Source organism: Actinoplanes missouriensis 431 (assembly GCF_000284295.1).
GTDB lineage: Bacteria > Actinomycetota > Actinomycetes > Mycobacteriales > Micromonosporaceae > Actinoplanes > Actinoplanes missouriensis.
The window spans coordinates 6,643,545-6,662,786 of sequence record NC_017093.1; the positions used below are offsets into that span (position 1 = coordinate 6,643,545).

Here is a 19,242-nt window from a genome sequence, read left to right on the forward strand (position 1 = left end):
CCCGGCCGAGCGGCCGCCGCTGACGGTTCCGTCCGTCCGCGGTGGTCCCACGTTCCCGCAGACGTCTTCACCTCCTCTTTCGAAAAGGTTTCTCCCATCATGGATCTGCGCATCCAGCGCTCCGTCGTGTCCAACCTGCGTACCCGTCCGCAGGCCGTCGAGGTCGGCCCGTTCGTGGCCGGTTTCGACGCCGGAACCGACAGTCCCTTCGTCAACTACGCGACGCCGCAGCCCGGCGCCGCCATCACCGCGGCCGACGTCCGGGCGCTGATCGAGGCGTTCGAGCAGGCCGGCCGCAAACCCCGCCTGGAGTACGTCACGAGCAGCTCTCCCGGCCTGGAGAGTCTCCTGCTGGCGGCCGGTTTCACGGTCGAGGCCCGGCAGGAGTACCTGATCTGCACCCCGCAGACGCTGAACGCTCCGCCCGTACCCTCGGATGTGATCCTGGCGGAAGCCCGCACGGACCCGGACCGGGCCGATCTGGCCGCGGCGACGAACGAGGCGTTCGGTGCGCCGGCGGAGGCGTCGGACGGCGATGTCGCCCGGATCCGCCGCACGCAGGACGGTGGCGGAATAGCCCTGCTCGCGCGCGCCGCGGACGGTGAACGCGCAGGTGGCGGGCAGGCGATGACACCGCAGGACAGGCTCAGTGAGATCGGCGGCATCGGGGTCCGGGAGCCGTTCCGGCGGCGTGGCCTCGGCGGCGCGATCACCGCGGAGATCGCCCGGCTGCTGTTCGCCCGCGGCGTGGAGATCGCCTGGCTGGAGGCGGGCGGCGAGGACTCCTGGCGCGTTTACGAGCGGGTCGGTTTCGCGCCGGCCGGACGCCGGCTCTACATCTCCCGGTGAGCCTGCCGCGCCGGCGTGCTCAGGTGCGCCGGCGCGGTACCGTACCGCTGTGCCGATCATGGGAAGTGCCCTCGTCACCGGAGCCTCGCGCGGGCTGGGCGCGCACATCGCCCGCCGGCTCGCCACCGACGGATGGCCGGTGGCGATCAACTATCGGTCCGACGCCGACGGCGCCGAGCGCGTCGCCGCGGACATCGTCGCGGCAGGTGGGAACGCTGCGGCGGTGCGGGCCGACATCACCGACGAGGCAGGGGTACGGGACCTGGTCGCCGAAGTGACCGACCGGTTGGGCCCCGTCCAGACCGTGGTGGCGAACGCGACCGGACCGCAGCCGCCGGCGCCCGCCGAGGAGGTCTCCTGGCGCGACCACCTGGACCAGCTGGAGTTCTTCGTGAAGAGCCCGACGCTGCTGCTCGCCGCCGCCCTGCCGGGGATGCGCGCGCTCGGCTCCGGGCGGTTCGTCCACATCGGCTCGGATTCGTTCGAGCGGGCCATCCCGGGCGCCTCCGCCTACAACGCGGCCAAGGGCGCACAGCTCGGGCTGGCCCGCACCTGGGCCCGCGAGCTGGGACGATACGGCGTCACGGTGAACGTGGTGGCACCCGGCTGGATCCCGGTGGAGCGGCACGGCCCGATCACCGGAGAGGACACCGCCGGGTACGTCGCCGACGTCCCTCTGGGCCGGATCGGCACCCCGCAGGAGGTGGCGGACGTGGTCGCGTTCGTGGTTTCCGACGCGGCCCGTTTCGTGACCGGCGAGCGGATCACCGTCAACGGCGGGCACACCATCGACTGAGAGCTACCGTTGCGGTCATGCGGCAGGTCTACGCGCACCAGGCGGTGCTGGTCCCGGCTCCGGACGAGTCCGCGGTCGCCGCGGCGCTCGCCGGCCACGACGTCGTCGTCCACCTGCGTGGTGACCGGCTTCGCCTGCTCTTCGCGGCCGAGCCGCACCGGGTGGACCGGGTCCGGTCGCTGATCGACGACGCTCTCGCCGGCGGCGGCTGGGAGCTGATCTCCTCGGGCTGCACACGGGTGGACCCCGAGGAGCGCCTGGAGGCTCGACAGCTACTCCGGGCAAACCGCCCCAAAGAGGAGTAATCTTCGATTCATGCTGCTCACCGTCGTCGCCGACTACGGCACCGGCGATCTCGCCTTCGCCGAGGTCCGCCAGCACCTCGCCCTGCTGCTGCCCGAGGCCGACGTCACCGCGGTGCCGGTGCCGCCGTTCGACACGGTCGCGGCCGGCTTCTGCGTGGCCCAGCTCGCCCTGGGCGAGGGGCCGTCCGACCGGATCGTCTATGCGAACGTCGCACCCCGCCGCGACCGCGACGAGCCCCGGGCGAACAACGCCGGGGAGCGCCTCGCCGCCGCCCGCCTCGACTCGGGCGTGCTGGTCGTCGGCGTGAACTCCGGCGCCAGCCTCTCCTTCCTGGCCGCCGAGGGCGTCCCGGTCCGCGCGGTGCGAGTCGCCGACCACGGCTCCCAGTTCCGCTCGCGGGACGTGTTCCCGGCCGCGCTCGCCGCCCTGGCCGGCGGCGACGACAGCCTGCTCGGCGAGGAGCTGCCGGTCGGGCCGCCGCCGAAACAGGCCGTGGCGTACACCGACGGTTACGGCAACCTCAAGACCACCTGGGACGAGCCGCCCGCGCCGGCCGGCACGGTCGTCCGGGTGCGGATCGGCCAGGCCGAGGCGTCCGCGACGGTCAGCGACGGCGTCTTCGAGGTCCCGGCCGGCGCGATGTCGTTCGCGCCGGGCAGCTCGGGGTGGAACGGTCGCGCCTTCTACGAGCTCCTCTCCCGCGGCGACAGCGCCGCGCAGATCTTCGGCCACCCGCGCGCCGGCACCCCGGTCGAGATCGTCAGCTGACGTCTCCCGCTGGAGCTCGCTTCGTACAGTGTGGATCATGCTGAAACGCATCCTGCGCGACCTGACCGTCAGCGACCTCACCTGGGGCGGCGGTCCGCTCGCGCTCGCGGTCCTCGCGTTCGTCAGAGCCGCCCTGGCCGGCGAGCCGTTCAATCGCTGGGCCTGGATCACCTGCGGCGTGGTCATGCTGGTGGTCTGCGCCGCCTACCTGGCGTGGGTGTGGCGGCGGCGGTCCGACCTCGCGGCCGCCTATCGCTCGGCGCCGGGTGATCAGTAGATCTGGGCGTCCCGCAGCTCGATCGACATCACCGCCGCGGGCGGCGGGCCCGCCCGCGACGCGCTCACCTCGCCTCCGGCTTCAGCGGCGTGCTGCCGCGCCCCCGCTCCCGGCCGCTGAGCTCGGCGTCCAGGGTTTCCTGGGCGATCCGCATGCCGTCCGCGTAGGCCGGCTCGGCGAGCCGGCGCCACATCTCGTCCTCGGCGACGTCCTCGAGGTGACTCACCACCCACCAGATGGTGCCGAACGGATCGCGGATCCGGCCACCCCGGTTGCCGAACGCGTCGTTCGCGATCGGGGTGACCGCGCGTGCGCCGGCCGCCGTGGCACGGGCGAAGACCGCGTCGGCGTCCGGGACGAAGACGCGGAGCAGGCTCGGCGTCTCCGGCCACTCGGGGCGCCTGTCGAACGCCAGGACGACGGTGTCGCCGACCCGGATCTCGCCGTGACCGATCAGGCCGTCCTCGGTGCGCACCCGCGCCAGTTCCTCCCCGGCGAAGACTTCGGTCACGAAGTCGAGGAAGGCGCCGGTGTCGTCGGTGACCACCCATGGCGCGACGGTGGTGTAACCCTGCGGTGTCGTCATGCGAAAAAGCTAAACGCGATTCAGGACAGTTCATGGCCGCAATCGCTAGACATAGACTGCCGCCTATGGATAGACGCACCGTTCTCTCCCTGTCGGCCACCGCCGTCGCCGCACCCCTGGCGATCCCGGTGGCCGCCCACGCAGCCGGTTCACCGGCTCGGACGCCCGACGCCCGCCTCCGCGCGATCCTGCGGGAGATCGACCCGAAGCGGATCGAGGCGACCGTCCGCCGGCTCGCCGCCTTCGGCACCCGGCACACCCTCTCCTCCCCGACCGACCCGGTCCGTGGCATCGGCGCCGCCCGCGACTGGATCTTCCAACAACTACAGGGGTACGCGTCGAAGAGCGCCGGCCGAATGACCGTGGAACTCCAGTCCTTCGTCCAGCCGGTCTCACCCCGGATCCCGGCGCCCACCACGATCACCAACGTGATCGCCACCCTGCGCGGCAGCGTCGCCCCGGAGCGGATCTACGTGGTGACCGGCCACTACGACTCCCGCGCCTCCGACGTGATGGACGCCGAGAGCGACGCGCCCGGCGCCGACGACGACGCCTCGGGTGTCGCCGTGATCATGGAGCTGGCCCGGGTGCTCGCCACCCGCGACTCCGAGGCGACGCTGGTCTTCGCCGCGGTCGCCGGCGAGGAGCAGGGACTGTACGGCTCGGACCACATGGCACAGGCCTACCGGGACGCGAACGCCGACATCCAGGCCATGTTCAGCAACGACATCGTCGGCACCGGCGACGCCCACGACGGCACCCGCCCCGCCAACCGGACGGTGCGGCTCTTCGTGGAGGGTGTGCCGACCTCGGAGACGCCGGCCCAGGCGAACACCCGCCGGAGCGTCGGCGGCGAGAACGACGGCCCGTCCCGGCAACTGGGCCGGTTCGTCGAGGACGTGGCGCCGGAGGGCACGGACGTGCGCGTCGTCTGGCGCCGCGACCGCTACCTGCGCGGCAGTGACCACATCTCGTTCCTGCTCCGCGGCTATCCGGCCGGGCGCTTCACCGAGCCGCGGGAGAACTTCGCGCACGAGCACCAGGACGTGCGGGTGGAGAACGGCGTCCAGTACGGCGACCTGGTCGAGTTCTGCGACTTCGGCTACATCGCCCGGGTGGCCCGGGTGAACGCCGCCGCCCTGTGGAGCCTCGCCCAGGCGCCGGGCACCCCGCGCGGCGTCGTCATCGACACCACCCAGTTGACCAACGAGACCACGCTGCGCTGGCAGCCCGGCACCGAGCCGGACCTCGCGGGTTACGAGGTGGTCTGGCGGGAGACCACGGCCCCGGACTGGGAGCACGTCGTCAAGGTCGGCAAGGTGTCCGAGGTGACGATCGACCTTTCCAAGGACAACGTCTTCTTCGGCGTACGGGCGGTCGACACGTCCGGCAACCGCAGCCCGGCAGCCGCCCCGCAACCGGGCAGCTGACCGGCGCCACGCAGCGTGTGGAGCCGAGGCGCGGAGCGCACCCCGGCTCCACACGCACGGGAGACCGGCTCAGCGTGGGTGAGGTCGGGTGCGGAGCGCGCCCGACGTCACCCACGCGGGTCAGGCGCCGCGCAGGACGGCGCCGAAACGGGAAGCCGTCACGGCCACGGCCGTGTCCCGGGCCGCGATCGTCTCCTCCGAGGTCAGCGTCCGGTCCGGGGCGCGGAACGTCAGCTTGTAGGCCAGCGACCGCTTGCCGGAACCGAGCTGCTCCGACTCGTACACGTCGAAGAGCGACACCGACTCGAGCAGCTCCCCCGCGCCCTCGGCGAGCGCGGCCTGCACATCCGCGGCCGGGACCGTGCGGTCCAGGACCAGCGCCACGTCGATCAGCGCGGCCGGGAACGTGGAGATCCGGGTCGCGTCGATCACCGGGGCGGCGGGGAGCAGGGTCAGGTTCAGCTCCGCCGCCGACGTGCGCTTCGGCAGGTCGAACGCCGCGATCACGGACGGGTGCAGCTCACCCGCGTGGCCGACCACGGCGCCGTCGACCAGGATCTCGGCGCAGCGGCCGGGGTGCCACGGGGCGTACTCGGCAGCCCGTACCGAAATCCGCGAAGCGGGCAGGCCTGCGGCCGCGACCGCGACGCGCGCCGCCTCGACGGCGTCCGCCCAGGAGGCCGCGCGCCCCTCACCCCACCAGCCGGCCGGGTCGATGTCGCCGGTCAGCGCGACGGCGAGGTGCCACGGCTGCTCGGGGACGATCGCGTTCGCGGCGGTCCACTCGTCCACGGTCGGACGCCTGTCGACGCCGAGCACCGGGGGCGCGGCCGCCGTGAGGTGCGGCAGGAACACCGTGCCGGTCTCGAAGAGCGCGACGTCCCGGCGGCCCCGGCTCAGGTTGCGCTTGAGCGTGCCGAGCAGGGGCGCGAGCAGCGACGTACGCAGCAGCGGCTCCTCCTCGGAGAGCGGGTTGGTGAGCCGCACCGCGCTGCGCCGGGGGTCGTCGGCCGCGAGACCGAGCGCGTCCGCCGTGCCGGGCGCCACGAACGGGTAGGACAGCACCTCGACGTAGCCGTTCTCGGCGAGAGCCCGGCCGATCGAGCGACGCTGACGCTGCGCCGCGGTGAGCCCCTTGCTGCTGCCGGCCGGCGGCAGCACGCTCGGAATCTCGTTGTACCCACCGAGCCGCGCCACCTCCTCGACCAGGTCGATCGGGGCGAGCAGGTCGGGACGCCAGGACGGCGGCACGACCTCCAGCTCGTCACCGATCAGCTCGGCGGAGCAGCCGACCTTGGTCAGCAGCTCGGCGACCTCAGCGGCCGAGTAGGAGAGCCCGATCAGCGAGGAGGGCACTGCGACAGGCAGCCGGACCACCTGCGGCGGCGTCACGTGGTTGATGTCCAGGACGCGCTCGTCGACGTCACCGCCGGCGCGCTCGGTGAGGATCTCGACGGCCCGCTCCAGCGCGACGAGCGGCAGCTGCGGGTCGACGCCGCGCTCCCACCGCTTGGCGGCCTCGCTGAACAGCTTGTGCCGGCGAGCGGTCCGCCCGACCATCACCGGGTCCCAGTGCGCGGCCTCGAGGAGCACGTCGACCGTGCCCTCCTGCCACTCGCTGGTCTCGCCGCCCATCACCGCGGCGAGCGAGATCGGACCGGTCTCGTCGCAGATCACCATGTCCTCGGCGTCCAGCGCCCGGGCCACACCGTCCAGCGTCGTGAGTTTCTCGCCGGGGTGGGCGCGGCGCACCACGAGGCCGCCCTTGAGCCGGTTCAGGTCGAAGACGTGCATCGGCTGGCCGAGCTCGAGCATCAGGTAGTTGGTGATGTCGACCGGCAGCGAGATGGTGCGGATGCCGGCGGCGACGAGGCGGCGCTGCATCCACTCCGGGGACGGCGCGTCCGGGTCGATGCCGCGCACCACACGGGCCGCGAACCTGTCGCACCCGACGGTGTCCTCGATCGCGACCGGGTGCGGCACGCCGGCGGTCGCGCCCGGTGCGTCCAGGTCGGCCGGGTCGAGGAACGGGACGCCGAAGTACGTCGCGAGCTCCCGCGCGATGCCGCGGACGCTCATCTCGTACCCCCGGTCGGGGGTGATCTCGACCTCGATCAGCACCTCGTCGAGACCGACGACCGGGCGCGCGTCGGCGCCCGGGGCCACGGAGTCCTCGGGCAGCACGATGATGCCCGAGTGGTCGCCGGAGAGGCCCAGCTCGGCGGCGGAGCAGATCATGCCGTTGGAGTTCCGGCCGTACGTCTTCCGGGCGCCGATCTTGAATCCGCCGGGCAGCTCGCCACCGGGGAGGATGACCACCACGAGGTCGCCCTCGGCGAAGTTGCGGGCGCCGCAGACGATCTCCTGCGGGGCGTCCCGGCCGACGTCGACGGTGGTGAACCGGATCGGCTTCTTGAAACCGGTCAGCTCCTCGATGGTGAGCACCCGCCCGACGACCAGGTCACCGGCGACCGTGGCGGCTTGGTCGACGATGCTCTCGACCTCCATGCCCAGGTTGGTCAGGGCGGTGTCCAGCTCCGAAGCGGTGATCCCGGCGGGCAGCTCGACGAACTCGCGCAGCCACGACAGTGTCGTCTTCATCGCTTCAGGACTCCATTCCGAAGTTCGTGGTGAACCGCACGTCGCCCTCGACCATGTCGCGCATGTCGGAGACGCCGTTGCGGAACATCAGGGTCCGCTCGACACCCATGCCGAACGCGAACCCGGAGTATTTCTCGGGGTCGATGCCGCAGGCGGTGAGCACCCGCGGGTTGACCATGCCGCAGCCACCCCACTCGACCCAGCGCGGGCCGTCGCGGTGCTGCGCGAACCAGACGTCGAACTCGGCGGACGGCTCGGTGAACGGGAAGTAGTGCGGACGCCAGCGGGTCTTCGCATCCGGCCCGAACATCGCCTTGGCGAAGTAGTCGAGGGTGCCGCGCAGGTGGGCCATCGTGATGCCCTCGTCGATGACCAGGCCCTCGATCTGGTGGAACACCGGGCTGTGCGTGGCGTCCAGCTCGTCGGTCCGGTACGCGCGACCGGGGCTCACGATGTAGATCGGCGGCTGCCGGTCCAGCATCGTGCGGACCTGGCCGGGCGACGTGTGGGTCCGCATCACCAGGCCGGGCAGGTCCACGAAGAAGGTGTCCGAGGAGCCGCGCACCGGGTTGTCCGGGCCGATGTTGAGCGCGTCGAAGTTGGCCCACTCCAGCTCCAGCTGGGGACCGTCGACGATGTCGTAGCCCATGCCGACGAAGACGTCGCCCATGTGCTCCATCAGCGTGGTCAGCGGGTGCCGGGCGCCGCGCGGGCGGCGCGTCCACGGCAGGGTGACGTCGACGCGCTCCTCGACGAGCACCCGGGCGGCGCGGTCGGCCTCCAGCTCGGCGGTGCGGGCGTCGAAGGCGGCCTGCACGGCCTGGCGTGCCACGTTGACCCGCTTGCCGGCGTCGGATTTCGCGGCCGGGGGCAGCGAGCCGATCTCCCGGCGGGCGAGCGAGATCGGCGAGCGGTCACCGAGGTGCGCGGGCTTGAGCGCGGCGAGCGCGTCGAGGTCGGCGGCGGCGGCGAAGGCCTTCTCCGCCTCGGCGACCGCGCCCTCGAGCGACTCAGGCGCCAGCAGGACGGCCTGCTTCGGATCGTAAGGATCGTTGCGGTAGGACATGGTCTCCCTCACACGGATTTGCCACGGGGCAGTCTACGGAGGCGCGGCGCGGCCGCAGCCCGCCGGTCAGAGGGAGCGCAGAGAAGTCAGATCCGGCGCCCGCGACCAGCGGGCCGGATAAAGGAGATCCACAGACCTGACATGCGCACCACTTTACCCTCAGCGCTGCGCGCGGGCCGAGGCATATAAACAGACGGCGGCGGCCGCGGCGAGGTTGAGGCTCTCCGCTCCGCCGTAGATCGGCACCCGGACCCGCCGATCGGCGGCGTCCAGCACGGACGAGGGCAGCCCGTGCGCCTCCGAGCCGAACAGCCACGCGGTCGGCGCGGCCAGCTGACCGCCGTCCAGCAGCGAGTCCACGTCGTCCTCGCCGGTTCCGCTGGTGGCGAGCACCTGCAGGCCGCTGTCCTGCAGCAGGTCGAGCACGGTCAGCGGGGTCCGGACCACGTCCACGTGGAACAGTGAGCCGGCCGAGGCCCGGACACACTTGCCGTTGTAGGGGTCGACGGCGTCGCCCGCGAAGATCACCGCGCTCGCGCCGGCGGCGTCGGCGGTGCGCAGCACGGTGCCGGCGTTGCCCGGGTCGCGGATCTCGGCGACCACCGCGACCAGCCGCGGCTGTTTCGCCAGCGCCGCGGCGATCGGCACGTCGTTCTGCTCGCAGACCGCGACCAGGCCCTGCGGGTGCACGGTCTCGGTGAGCGCGGCCAGGGCCTCGTCGGTGACCGGGGAGACCTCGAGCGCCATCGCGGCCAGGTCGGCGTACCGGGTCAGCCCGGCCGCGGTGCCGAAGAGCTCCAGCACGGCGCCGGCGGCGAGGGCCTCGCGAACGGCCTGCGGCCCTTCGGCGAGGAATCGGCCGCTCTGGTCGCGGTCCTTGCGCCGCTGCAGGCGCCGGGCCGCGACGATTCTGGGGGTACGAGGTGTGAACATGGGCTCCGACTCACCAAATGGAGAAGGCGCCCCCCGAGGGAGGCGCCTCCTAACGTGCTTCGCGTAAATCAGGCAGCCTGGGCGGCGGCGCCGCCGGTGCCCTCGGCCGCGACGGCCGCGCGGGCGATCTCGACGATGCCGGCGAACGCGGCGGCGTCGTTGACCGCGAGGTCGGCCAGGATCTTGCGGTCGACCTCGATCTCGGCCAGCTTCAGGCCCTGGATCAGGCGGTTGTACGTCATGCCGTTGGCACGAGCGGCCGCGTTGATCCGGGTGATCCACAGCTGGCGGAAGTCGCCCTTGCGGTCACGGCGGTCGCGGTACGAGTACTGCATCGAGTGCAGCACCTGCTCCTTGGCCTTGCGGTACAGACGCGAGCGCTGGCCGCGGTAGCCACTCGCGGTTTCGAGCAGGGTGCGGCGCTTCTTCTGGGCGTTTACCGCCCGCTTGACGCGTGCCATTTCTCGTTACTCCTTAAAGAACCGGTCAGGCTCGCGTCAGCGACCCAGAAGCTTGTTCACTCGCTTGGTGTCGGCCTTGGCCACGGTGACCGTGCCGGTCATCCGGCGGGTGACCCGGGAGGACTTGTGCTCCAGCAGGTGGCGCTTACCGGCCTGCTCGGTGACGAGCTTGCCCTTGCCGGTCACCTTCACCCGCTTGCCCATACCGGTGTGGCTCTTCATCTTCGGCACTGAACGCCTCTTTCTGATCTTTCCCCGCAACCAGGGGGACACGGGGAAAAGCTGATTACTCTACCGAGGTGTCGGCGACCGTGGCCGGTGCGGCCTCAGCCTCGGCCTCACCCTCGCGCGGCTCCCGCGGCGGGCGCGCGCTGGCGGCGGCCGTGGCGGCCGCTGCGACCTTGGTGGCCCGATGCGGGGCCAACACCATGATCATGTTTCGGCCGTCCTGCTTCGGGCTGGCCTCGACGAAGCCGAGCTCCGAGATCTCCTCGCTGAGCCGGCGGAGAAGCCGGAAGCCCAGCTCGGGGCGGCTCTGCTCACGGCCGCGGAACATGATCGTCACCTTGACTTTGTCGCCCGCCTTGAGGAACCGCACCACGTGACCCTTTTTGGTCTCGTAGTCGTGCGGGTCGATCTTCGGCCGCAGCTTCATTTCCTTGATGACAGTCTGCTGCTGGTTGCGCCGCGCTTCGCGAGCCTTGAGTGCGCTCTCGTACTTGAACTTGCCGAAGTCCATGAGCTTGCACACCGGCGGCCGCGCCATCGGAGCAACCTCGACCAGGTCCAGGTCGACATCCGCAGCCAGTTGGAGAGCGCGCTCGAGCGGCACGATGCCGACCTGCTCACCCTCCGGACCGACCAGGCGGACCTCACGAGCCCGGATCTGTTCGTTCACGCGTGGTTCGACGCTGATGGGGCCTCCTCAGAACGTTGTTCTCTCATTCGTAACGCCTGATGCGCTGCGAATGATGCCAATGGCGGTCGGCCCCGAGTGTCCCGCTGGTGGCAGGACGCCGGGAAAGCAGAAGACCCCGTCAGTGCCGTGACAGCACATGGCGGGGCCCGCTCGACCGGTCATCGGCGCCCAGGAGGACGCTCCCCCACGCCGAGGGCAAGCCCTGGCGGGGTGACCGGACCCAGCCACCGGAGTGACTCGGGTGGGAACCTAGCGGGCTCCTCTTTCGCGCCCGGTTTACACAGGGCGTGGTCGACTGCCCGGAAGTCTACCAGGCGCGAAAGGGAAGCCCCAGCCTGGTCAGGCCTGCGTCGCTTCGGCGTGCAGGGACCGCAGGGTACGCACGCCCTCCACCGCGTAGTCCCGGTCGACCGCCTGCAACGCGTGCACGGCCACCTGCTCGTCGTCGTGCAGCTCCAGGTGCGCCCACGCCGAGTTCCGGTCGAAGCGGACCGCGCGCACCACGTTCCAGGGCAGGTCGTACCCGCCGACCACGTTGCGCACGTGCACGCCCTCGGCGTCGGCGGTGACCCGCGGCCGGCAGAACGCCAGGATGCCGAGGCCGAGCAGCACCCCGAGGCCGATCATCGCGGCCTGGTCGCCGCGCTGGAACGTGGCCTTCGAGTTCTCGAACCCGGCGTTGCCGGTCAACCCGAAGCTGAGCACCGTGAAGAGGACCGCCACGGCGATCGCCGCCGGGACGGCCACCAGCCGGATCTTCTTGGGGCGGTAGATCACTGCTGTCATCAGAGCCTGCAATTCGCGATGGCGGTGACCAGGATGGCCCGGGCGCCGAGGTCGTAGAGCTCGTCCATGATCCGGTGGGCGTCGCCGCGCTGGACCATCGCCTGCACGGCGACCCAGCCCTCCCGGTGCAGCGGCGACACGGTCGGCGACTCGATGCCGGGGGTCAGTCCGGTCGCCTGCTCCAGCAGATCCGCCCGGACGTCGTAGGCCAGCATCACGAAGTTGCGGGCGACGAGCACGCCCTGCAGCCGCCGCAGCAGCTGCGCGGCGCCGGCCGGGGTCTCCTCCTCGCGGCCGCTGGGGCCAGCTTCCCTACTGATCAGGATCGCCGACGACTGCATGATCGGGTCGCCGATCGTGACCAGCCCGGCCTGGCGCAGCGTGGCGCCGGTCTCGACGACGTCCGCGATCAGGTCGGCCACACCGAGCCGGACCGCGTTCTCGACCGCGCCGTCCAGGCGTACGACGTCCGCCTTGATCTCGTTGTCGGTGAGGTACCGGCCGACCACGCCGGGGTAGGCCGTGGCGATCCGCCGGCCGTTGATCTCGTCGGCGCTCTGCAGCGTGCCGGCCGGCGCCGCCCAGCGGAACGTGGCCCGCCCGAAGTTCAGGTCGAGCAGCTCGCTCGCCGGAACGCCGGAGTCGACGAGCAGGTCCCGGCCGGTGATGCCGAGATCCAGGTCACCGGAGCCCACGTACGTCGCGATGTCCTTCGGCCGGAGGTAGAAGAACTCGACGTTGTTGGCTTCGTCACGGCAGAGCAGGTCTTTGGGGTCGGTGCGCTGGCGGTAACCGGCGTCGCGCAACATCTGTGACGCGGGTGCGGAGAGGGTTCCCTTGTTCGGAATGGCGATGCGCAGCATCGGACGTGCTCCTTCGATCTCGATCAACGGGTCGGGGACACGCGTCAGAGATGTCGGTAAACGTCCTTGAGCTCCAGCCCGGTGGCGATCATCAGCACCTGTGCCTGGTAGAGCAGCTGGGAGATCTCCTCAGCGGCCCGTTCCTTGCCCTCGTGCTCGGCGGCCATCCAGGACTCGGCCGCCTCCTCGACGACCTTCTTGCCGATGAAGTGGACTCCGCGTTCGAGCGCCTCGACGGTGCCCGAACCGGGTGTCTGTTCCGCCGCCTTGCGTTGCAACTCGGCGAACAGTTCTTCGAACGTCTTCACGGGAAGTGATTGTGGCAGCTCATCACGTCTTGACGACGAACGCCCCCAGCGGTTGGGACGTCTTTTAAGCTGCCCGGCATGGTCAGCCGATACACCCCTGTCGCGGTCGGCGGCGTGGCGCTCCTGTTCGCCGCCGTCACCGCCTGTTCCCCGGTGGAGGACGAGTCCCCCACCGCGACCGCGTCCTCCGCCGCTGCGGACGCCTGCGCTCCCGGCAGTCTCGCCACACTGACGCCGGGCAAGCTGACGATCGGCACCGACAACCCCGCCTACGAGCCATGGTTCAGCGACAACAAGCCGGCCAACGGCAAGGGGTACGAGTCCGCCGTCGCCTACGCGGTCGCCGACCGCCTCGGATACCCGGCGGCGAACGTGGAGTGGACGTCGGTGACGTTCAACAACGCGATCGCGCCGGGCCCGAAGAAGTTCGACATCGACATCAACCAGTTCTCGATCACCGACGAGCGCAAGCAGGCCGTCGACTTCACCTCGCCGTACTACCTGGTGCGGCAGACCGTGATCACCACCAAGGGCTCCAAGATCGCCGGCGCCAAGTCGCTCGCCGACCTGAAGGGCGCCAAGCTGGGCGCCCAGGTCGGCACCACCAGCTACCAGGCTGTCACCGACGTGATCAAGCCGGACGCCCAGCCGTCGGTCTTCAACAACAACGACGACGCGAAGGCGGCGCTGGTCAACGGCACCGTCGACGGCATCGTGGTGGACCTGCCGACCGCCTTCTACATGACCGGTGCCGAGCTGGACAACGGCGTCATCGTCGGCCAGCTGCCCCAGGTCGGCGTGCCCGAGCAGTTCGGCATCGTGCTGGACAAGGGCTCCGCGCTGACCGGCTGCGTGAGCAGTGCGGTCGATCAGCTGCGCCAGGACGGAACACTCGCTGTACTGGAGAAGACCTGGCTGGCCGAGACCGGCGGAGCACCAGAACTCTCGTGACATACGCACCCAGCACCAGGCAATTGGAGCGGATCGCCTACCGCCGCCGGCGGGCGGTCCGCTCTGTGCTGCTCGCGGCCCTTTCCACGGCCGTGGTCGGCACGCTGCTCGCCGTCGCGATCACCGGCGCCCCCGGATGGGACCGGGTCAAGACCTCGTTCTTCGATCCCGAAGCCGCCGCCGAGTACCTTCCGGAGATCCTGACCGGCCTCTGGCTCAACATCCGGCTGCTCGTGGTCTGCGCGGCGCTCGCGCTCACCCTAGGCCTGATCGTGGCGATCCTGCGCACCCTGCGCGGCCCGGTCTTCTTCCCGGTCCGCGCGCTGGCCACCGGCTACACGTACTCGTTCCGCGGCCTGCCGCTGATCATCGTGATCTACCTGTACGCGTTCGGCATCCCCGGCCTGCGCCTGCAGGGCACTCCGGACGTGCTCGTCCTGGGCGCGGCCGCGATCATCGTGACCTACGGCGCGTACCTGGCCGAGGTGTTCCGGGCCGGCATCGAGTCGGTGCATCCGAGCCAGATCGCGGCGGCCCGTTCGCTCGGGCTCAGCTACCGGCAGGCGATGCGTCACGTGGTGCTGCCGCAGGCGGTGCGACGGGTCGCCCCGCCGCTGCTCAACGACACCGTGGCCCTGCAGAAGGACGTCGGGCTGATCTCACTGGCCGGTCCGATCGACGCCATCCGGGCCGCTCAGATCGGGGTCGCCCAGGACGCCAACTTCACCCCGTACATCGTCGCCGGGGTTCTTTTCGTTCTTCTCGCCCTGCCGTTGATCGGCGTCACCGACTGGGTGACGCTGCGGGCGGCCCGACGCCAGAACGCGGGGACCTGACATGGTGCTGTCCTGCACGGACGTCCGTAAGGCGTTCGGCGATCACGTGATCCTCGACGGCCTCAGCCTGGACGTGGCCGAACACGAGGTGGTGGCGCTGATCGGCGCCTCGGGCTCGGGCAAGTCGACGCTGCTGCGCTGCGTGAACCTGCTCGCCGAGATCGACGACGGCGCGATCTTCCTGGACGGTGAGGAGATCACCGATCCGCGGGCCGACCCCGATCGGGTACGGCAGCGGATCGGCCTGGTCTTCCAGTCCTACAACCTGTTCCCGCACATGACCGTGCTGGACAACATCACGCTCGCCCCGACCCGGGTGCACAAGCGTGACAAGGCCGAGGCGAAGGACCAGGCGATGACCTGGCTGGAGCGGGTCGGGCTGGCGGAGAAGGCGGGATCCTACCCGGACCGGCTCTCCGGCGGTCAGCAGCAGCGGGTCGCGATCGTCCGCGCGCTCGTCAACAACCCCCGCCTGCTGCTGCTCGACGAGGTGACCTCGGCCCTCGACCCGGAGCTGGTCGGCGAGGTGCTGACGATGATCCGAGACCTCAAGGGCGAGGGCATGACGATGGTCCTCGCGACCCACGAGATGGGCTTCGCCCGTCAGGTCGCCGACCGGGTGGCGTTCCTGGACGGCGGGAAGGTCCTCGAGGAGGGGCCGCCCGCGCAGGTGCTGGGCGACCCCGTCGAGTCACGCACGCGTCAGTTCCTGGCGCGCATCATCGAGGCAGGCCGGCTTTAACCCTTCTCCACCTCGCGGAGGGTCAGGGCTGCGTCGAGCACGGCCACCGTGCTCTGCCAGCCCTTGTCCTCGATCGAGTCCTCCAGGCCGGCGCGGTCGCGGGCCTGGCCGAGGCTCTGCACGGTGAGCACGCCGTGGGCGACCGGGGTGCCCTCGTCGAGGGCCACCCGGGTCAGCCCGGTGGTGACGGCGTCACAGACGTACTCGAAGTGCTGGGTCTCGCCCTTGATCACCACGCCGAGCGCGACCACGGCGTCGCACTTGCGGGCCAGGGCCTGCGCGATCACCGGCAGCTCCACCGATCCGGCGACCCGGACGGTGATCACGTCGGTGACGCCGCAGGCCTCGGCCGCGGCCTGCGCCCGGTTGATCATGTGGTCGACCAGGTCGTTGTGCCAGCGGGAGCCGACGATGCCGAGCCGCAGCCCGGCGGCGTCGACGGGTTGCGTGTGCGGATCACCGAAGCCGGCCATGTGTTCATCCCCCTCGTTTGCCCAACATTGTCATCCCTGCGGATGAAGAGATCAGCCCAACGCCTCGAAGAGGTGTCCCATCCGGTCCCGCTTGGTCCGCAGGTAGTGCACGTTCTCCGGGTGAAGGCGGACGGGCAGCGACTCCCGCCCGGTGACGCGCAGCCCGTACCCCTCGAGCCCGGCTCGTTTCGCCGGGTTGTTGGTGAGCAGCCGCATCGATCGGATGCCCAGCTCGGCGAGGATCTGCGCGCCGGTCCCGTAGTCCCGGGCGTCGGCCGGCAGCCCCAGCTCCAGGTTCGCGTCGACGGTGTCCAGCCCTCGGTCCTGCAGCTGGTACGCCTGGAGCTTGTGCAGCAGCCCGATGCCCCGGCCCTCGTGACCGCGCATGTAGAGCACCACACCCCGCCCGGCCGCCGCGACCCGTTCCAGAGCCGCGTCCAGCTGAGGGCCGCAGTCGCACCGCTTGGAGCCGAAGACGTCCCCGGTGAGGCACTCGGAGTGCACCCGGACCAGCACGTCCTCGCCGTCGCCGATCTCGCCAAAGACCAGCGCCACGTGCTCGCCGTTGTCCGCCTCGGTGCGGTAGCCGATCGCGGTGAAGTCGCCGTGCTCGGTCGGCAGCCGGGTCTCCACCACCCGCTCGACCTGGCGGCCCTGGCGCAGGCTCAGGTACGCCACCAGCTCGGCGATCGAGATCAGCGTGAGCCCGTGCTCGGCCGCGAACTTCTCCAGGTCGGGCCGGCGCTGCATGGTGCCGTCGTCGTTCACCATCTCGCAGAGCACACCCGCCGGGCGGCACCCGGCCAGCACGGCCAGGTCGATCGAGGCCTCGGTGTGGCCGGGGCGGCGCAGCACGCCACCGGACTTGGCCCGCAGCGGCACGATGTGGCCGGGCCGGGAGAGATCGGCCGGCTGGGTCTCCGCCGAGGCGAGCAGCCGGATCGTGTGGGCGCGGTCGGCGGCGGAGATGCCGGTGGTGACGCCGTGCCGGGCGTCGACGGTCACCGCGTACGCGGTGCCGCGGGCGTCCTGGTTGGTGTGGAACATCGGCGGCAGGTCCAGGCGGTCCGCCTCGTCCTCGGGCAGCGGCACGCAGATGTATCCGGACGTGTAACGGACCATGAACGCCACCAGCTCGGGCGTGGCGTGCTCGGCCGCGAAGATCAGGTCGCCCTCGTTCTCCCGGTCCTCGTCGTCCACGACGATCACCGGCTTGCCGGCGGCGATGTCCTCGATCGCTTGCTCGATACGCTCAAACATTGCGGCTCCCCAGCATCTTCTCGACGTACTTCGCGATCACGTCGACCTCGAGGTTGACCGGATCGCCGATGGCCTTGCTGCCGAGCACGGTCAGTTTCGAGGTGGCCGGGATCATCCCGACCGCGAAGCTGTCCGCGGTGACGTCCATGACGGTGAGCGAGACGCCGTCAACGGTGATCGAACCCTTCTCCACCACGTATTTCGCCAGCTCGGCGGGGAGCGAGAAACGCACCACCTCCCACTGGTCGGCCGGCTCGCGGGCGATGATCCGCGCGACGCCGTCCACGTGTCCCTGCACCAGGTGGCCGCCGAGGCGGCTGTTCAGCGCGGCGGCCCGCTCCAGGTTGACCTGGCTGCCGACCGCCAGCGCGCCGAGCGAGCTGCGGCGCAGCGTCTCGCCCATCACGTCCGCCGTGAAGACGCCGCCCTCGTTGTCGATGACCGTCAGACAGACCCCGTTCACCGCGATCGAGTCGCCGTGCCCCGCGTCCGACGTGACGAGCGGGCCGCGCACGGCGATGACCGCCGAGTCGCCCGCACCCTCGGTGAGGCGGACGATCTCGCCCAGCTCCTCGACGATTCCGGTGAACATTCAGCTCTCCTCTGACTTGGTTCGCAGCAAAGCCGTGAAACGCAGGTCGCCACCGATCTGCGTGATGTCGGTGAAGTCCAGCTCGACGGCGTCGGCGATGGTGCCGACACCGGCGCCGACCAGGGCGGCCCGGCCGTCGCCGAGCAGTTTCGGCGCGATGTACCCGATCACCCGATCGACAAGTCCGGCCGCCAGGAAAGCTCCGGCGAGAGTCGGACCGCCTTCGAGCAGCACGTTGCGCACGCCCCGCGCGTAGAGCTCGGTCAGCATCCCGGTCAGATCCACGCGGCCCTGCGGGTCCGTGCCGGCCGCGGCCGCCGTGACGATCCAGGTGGGTGCCGCGGCGTCCCGCACCCGGGCATTTCCGGGGGTACGGCCGGAGGAGTCCACCACCACACGCAGCGGCTGCTTGATCGCGAGGGTGCCGTCGCGCAGATCCCGGACGGTGAGTTGCGGGTCGTCGGCCAGGACCGTCCCGACGCCGGCCACGATCGCGTCGACGGTGCCGCGCAGCACGTGCACGTCGGACCGCGACGCGGACGACGAGATCCACTGGCTGGTGCCGTCGGCGGCGGCCGAGCGCCCGTCCAGCGTCGCGGCGAACTTCCAGGTCACGTACGGCCGGCCCCGGCGCACCGCGGTCAGCCAGGCGACGTTGCCCGCCTCGGCCTCCTCCCGGCGCACCCCGGTCTCCACCTCGATGCCGGCGGCCCGCAGCGTCGCCGCCCCGCCGGACGCGACCGGGTTGGGGTCGTCCACCCCGATCACCACGCGCCGCACCCCGGCCGCGATCAGGGCCTCCGAGCAGGGACCGGTCCGCCCGGTGTGGTTGCACGGCTCCAGCGACACGACACAGGTGCCGCCCCGGGCACGCTCGCCGGCCTGGGCGAGGGCCACGATCTCGGCGTGCGGGCCACCCGCGTACGCATGGAAGCCCTCGCCGACCACCTCGCCGCCGGGACCGAGAAGCAGGCATCCGACGACCGGGTTGGGACTGGTCGTGCCAAGGCCACGGGCGGCCAGCGCGATCGCGCGGCGCATCGCCTCGTCCTCGGTGACCATCGGGCTGACGTCCTCTCACGCGGCATGGTCACGCGCGACGAGGAGGGAGAACGCCAGGAACCGGACATGAGGGTACGCTTCGCGCACCCTCGCCGAGCCGGTGCCGAGAGGGCACGACTCGCCGATTCCGCGCGCTGTCTCCCATCCGGACTGTCTGACCGGGCTTTCGCCTGATCAACCGTCGGCCCTGGAGTCTCACCAGGTCCACCGTCCGTCATGGTCGACGTCCGGGTCGCGGGCTACCGATGCGTGCGCATCGGATCACCGCCGGTTCGGAATTTCACCGAGTCCCGCCAGCGCGTGGTGGGTCACCCCCGAGTCTTGCACGCAGCAACGATTTTGCCACCTGGGCAGCGAGCTACTTCACATCCGCGTCA

23 protein-coding genes and 1 riboswitch are annotated in these 19,242 nt (G+C 71.0%); of the genes, 9 read left to right on the forward strand and 14 right to left on the reverse strand.

Translation table 11 applies throughout. From position 1 onward, the window contains the following. Positions 1 to 99: 99 nt before the first annotated feature. Genes AMIS_RS30400 through AMIS_RS30420 form a run of 5 tightly spaced genes read left to right on the forward strand, consistent with a single transcriptional unit; the run spans position 100 to position 2,996 of the window. Positions 100 to 849, forward strand: a complete 750-nt coding sequence (locus AMIS_RS30400) for a GNAT family N-acetyltransferase (RefSeq protein WP_014446281.1) — start codon at positions 100 to 102, stop codon at positions 847 to 849. Positions 850 to 907: 58 nt separating this feature from the next. Then, positions 908 to 1,645 (forward strand): SDR family oxidoreductase, encoded by a 738-nt coding sequence (locus tag AMIS_RS30405; protein WP_014446282.1) that lies wholly within the window; start codon positions 908 to 910, stop codon positions 1,643 to 1,645. A gap of 17 nt (positions 1,646 to 1,662) precedes the next feature. Next, on the forward strand, positions 1,663 to 1,950 hold the full coding sequence (locus tag AMIS_RS30410; protein WP_014446283.1) for a hypothetical protein: 288 nt from the start codon (positions 1,663 to 1,665) through the stop codon (positions 1,948 to 1,950). Between the two features lie 10 nt (positions 1,951 to 1,960). Next, the gene (locus AMIS_RS30415; protein WP_014446284.1) at positions 1,961 to 2,719 is read left to right on the forward strand and encodes an SAM-dependent chlorinase/fluorinase; all 759 of its coding nucleotides are present in this window, start codon (positions 1,961 to 1,963) and stop codon (positions 2,717 to 2,719) included. 37 nt (positions 2,720 to 2,756) lie between these two features. Continuing rightward, a complete protein-coding gene (locus AMIS_RS30420; protein WP_014446285.1) occupies positions 2,757 to 2,996 on the forward strand; it encodes a hypothetical protein in 240 nt (79 codons plus the stop codon). 64 nt (positions 2,997 to 3,060) lie between these two features. Here AMIS_RS30420 and AMIS_RS30425 read toward each other — a convergent pair whose 3' ends face one another. Further along, positions 3,061 to 3,582, reverse strand: a complete 522-nt coding sequence (locus tag AMIS_RS30425; protein ID WP_014446286.1) for a VOC family protein — start codon at positions 3,580 to 3,582, stop codon at positions 3,061 to 3,063. Between the two features lie 65 nt (positions 3,583 to 3,647). Between AMIS_RS30425 and AMIS_RS30430 the strand changes: the two genes are divergently transcribed. Further along, positions 3,648 to 5,012: a M20/M25/M40 family metallo-hydrolase gene (locus AMIS_RS30430; protein WP_014446287.1), complete on the forward strand. Its 1,365-nt coding sequence runs from the start codon at positions 3,648 to 3,650 to the stop codon at positions 5,010 to 5,012. 120 nt (positions 5,013 to 5,132) lie between these two features. On the opposite strand, the gene pheT is transcribed toward AMIS_RS30430, so the two are convergent. The 9 genes from pheT to AMIS_RS30475 form a co-directional block, all read right to left on the reverse strand. Then, positions 5,133 to 7,613 (reverse strand): phenylalanine--tRNA ligase subunit beta, encoded by a 2,481-nt coding sequence (pheT, locus tag AMIS_RS30435; protein ID WP_014446288.1) that lies wholly within the window; start codon positions 7,611 to 7,613, stop codon positions 5,133 to 5,135. Positions 7,614 to 7,617: 4 nt separating this feature from the next. Continuing rightward, positions 7,618 to 8,679, reverse strand: a complete 1,062-nt coding sequence (locus AMIS_RS30440) for a phenylalanine--tRNA ligase subunit alpha (protein ID WP_014446289.1) — start codon at positions 8,677 to 8,679, stop codon at positions 7,618 to 7,620. Positions 8,680 to 8,838: 159 nt separating this feature from the next. Then, complete coding sequence (locus tag AMIS_RS30445; protein WP_014446290.1) at positions 8,839 to 9,612, reverse strand: TrmH family RNA methyltransferase; 774 nt, start codon at positions 9,610 to 9,612, stop codon at positions 8,839 to 8,841. A gap of 68 nt (positions 9,613 to 9,680) precedes the next feature. Beyond that, positions 9,681 to 10,073 (reverse strand): 50S ribosomal protein L20, encoded by a 393-nt coding sequence (rplT, locus tag AMIS_RS30450; RefSeq protein WP_014446291.1) that lies wholly within the window; start codon positions 10,071 to 10,073, stop codon positions 9,681 to 9,683. A gap of 36 nt (positions 10,074 to 10,109) precedes the next feature. Further along, positions 10,110 to 10,304, reverse strand: coding sequence for a 50S ribosomal protein L35 (gene rpmI, locus AMIS_RS30455; protein ID WP_014446292.1), 195 nt, complete (start codon positions 10,302 to 10,304; stop codon positions 10,110 to 10,112). Positions 10,305 to 10,359: 55 nt separating this feature from the next. Then, positions 10,360 to 10,971 carry a translation initiation factor IF-3 gene (gene infC / locus AMIS_RS30460; RefSeq protein WP_014446293.1) on the reverse strand — a complete coding sequence of 204 codons (612 nt, stop codon included), beginning with the start codon at positions 10,969 to 10,971 and terminating at the stop codon, positions 10,360 to 10,362. A gap of 360 nt (positions 10,972 to 11,331) precedes the next feature. Next, positions 11,332 to 11,778 (reverse strand): PH domain-containing protein, encoded by a 447-nt coding sequence (locus AMIS_RS30465; RefSeq protein WP_014446294.1) that lies wholly within the window; start codon positions 11,776 to 11,778, stop codon positions 11,332 to 11,334. Then, on the reverse strand, positions 11,778 to 12,641 hold the full coding sequence (gene hisG, locus AMIS_RS30470) for an ATP phosphoribosyltransferase (protein WP_014446295.1): 864 nt from the start codon (positions 12,639 to 12,641) through the stop codon (positions 11,778 to 11,780). The genes AMIS_RS30465 and hisG overlap by 1 nt, the downstream gene beginning before the upstream one ends. A 44-nt stretch (positions 12,642 to 12,685) precedes the next feature. Then, on the reverse strand, positions 12,686 to 12,949 hold the full coding sequence (locus AMIS_RS30475) for a phosphoribosyl-ATP diphosphatase (RefSeq protein ID WP_014446296.1): 264 nt from the start codon (positions 12,947 to 12,949) through the stop codon (positions 12,686 to 12,688). A 78-nt stretch (positions 12,950 to 13,027) separates the two neighbouring features. Here AMIS_RS30475 and AMIS_RS30480 point away from each other — a divergent pair, with 78 nt between their 5' ends. The 3 genes from AMIS_RS30480 to AMIS_RS30490 are packed head-to-tail and all read left to right on the forward strand — an operon-like array spanning position 13,028 to position 15,478. Then, positions 13,028 to 13,900 (forward strand): ABC transporter substrate-binding protein, encoded by an 873-nt coding sequence (locus AMIS_RS30480; protein WP_014446297.1) that lies wholly within the window; start codon positions 13,028 to 13,030, stop codon positions 13,898 to 13,900. Beyond that, entirely contained in the window at positions 13,897 to 14,736 is an 840-nt protein-coding gene (locus AMIS_RS30485) for an amino acid ABC transporter permease (RefSeq protein WP_014446298.1), read from the forward strand. Before AMIS_RS30480 ends, AMIS_RS30485 begins: the two co-directional genes overlap by 4 nt. A 1-nt stretch (position 14,737) precedes the next feature. Continuing rightward, positions 14,738 to 15,478, forward strand: coding sequence for an amino acid ABC transporter ATP-binding protein (locus AMIS_RS30490; RefSeq protein ID WP_014446299.1), 741 nt, complete (start codon positions 14,738 to 14,740; stop codon positions 15,476 to 15,478). Here the strand turns inward: AMIS_RS30490 and ribH are convergent. Genes ribH through ribD form a run of 4 tightly spaced genes read right to left on the reverse strand, consistent with a single transcriptional unit; the run spans position 15,475 to position 18,865 of the window. Then, positions 15,475 to 15,951, reverse strand: coding sequence for a 6,7-dimethyl-8-ribityllumazine synthase (gene ribH / locus AMIS_RS30495; protein WP_014446300.1), 477 nt, complete (start codon positions 15,949 to 15,951; stop codon positions 15,475 to 15,477). The two genes, AMIS_RS30490 and ribH, sit on opposite strands and share 4 nt — an antisense overlap. Before the next feature lie 51 nt (positions 15,952 to 16,002). Beyond that, complete coding sequence (locus AMIS_RS30500) at positions 16,003 to 17,211, reverse strand: bifunctional 3,4-dihydroxy-2-butanone-4-phosphate synthase/GTP cyclohydrolase II (RefSeq protein ID WP_014446301.1); 1,209 nt, start codon at positions 17,209 to 17,211, stop codon at positions 16,003 to 16,005. Continuing rightward, positions 17,204 to 17,803, reverse strand: coding sequence for a riboflavin synthase (locus AMIS_RS30505; RefSeq protein ID WP_014446302.1), 600 nt, complete (start codon positions 17,801 to 17,803; stop codon positions 17,204 to 17,206). Before AMIS_RS30505 ends, AMIS_RS30500 begins: the two co-directional genes overlap by 8 nt. After that, entirely contained in the window at positions 17,804 to 18,865 is a 1,062-nt protein-coding gene (ribD, locus tag AMIS_RS30510; RefSeq protein WP_014446303.1) for a bifunctional diaminohydroxyphosphoribosylaminopyrimidine deaminase/5-amino-6-(5-phosphoribosylamino)uracil reductase RibD, read from the reverse strand. A 129-nt stretch (positions 18,866 to 18,994) separates the two neighbouring features. Beyond that, positions 18,995 to 19,167, reverse strand: a riboswitch (FMN riboswitch). Between the last annotated feature and the right edge of the window lie 75 nt (positions 19,168 to 19,242).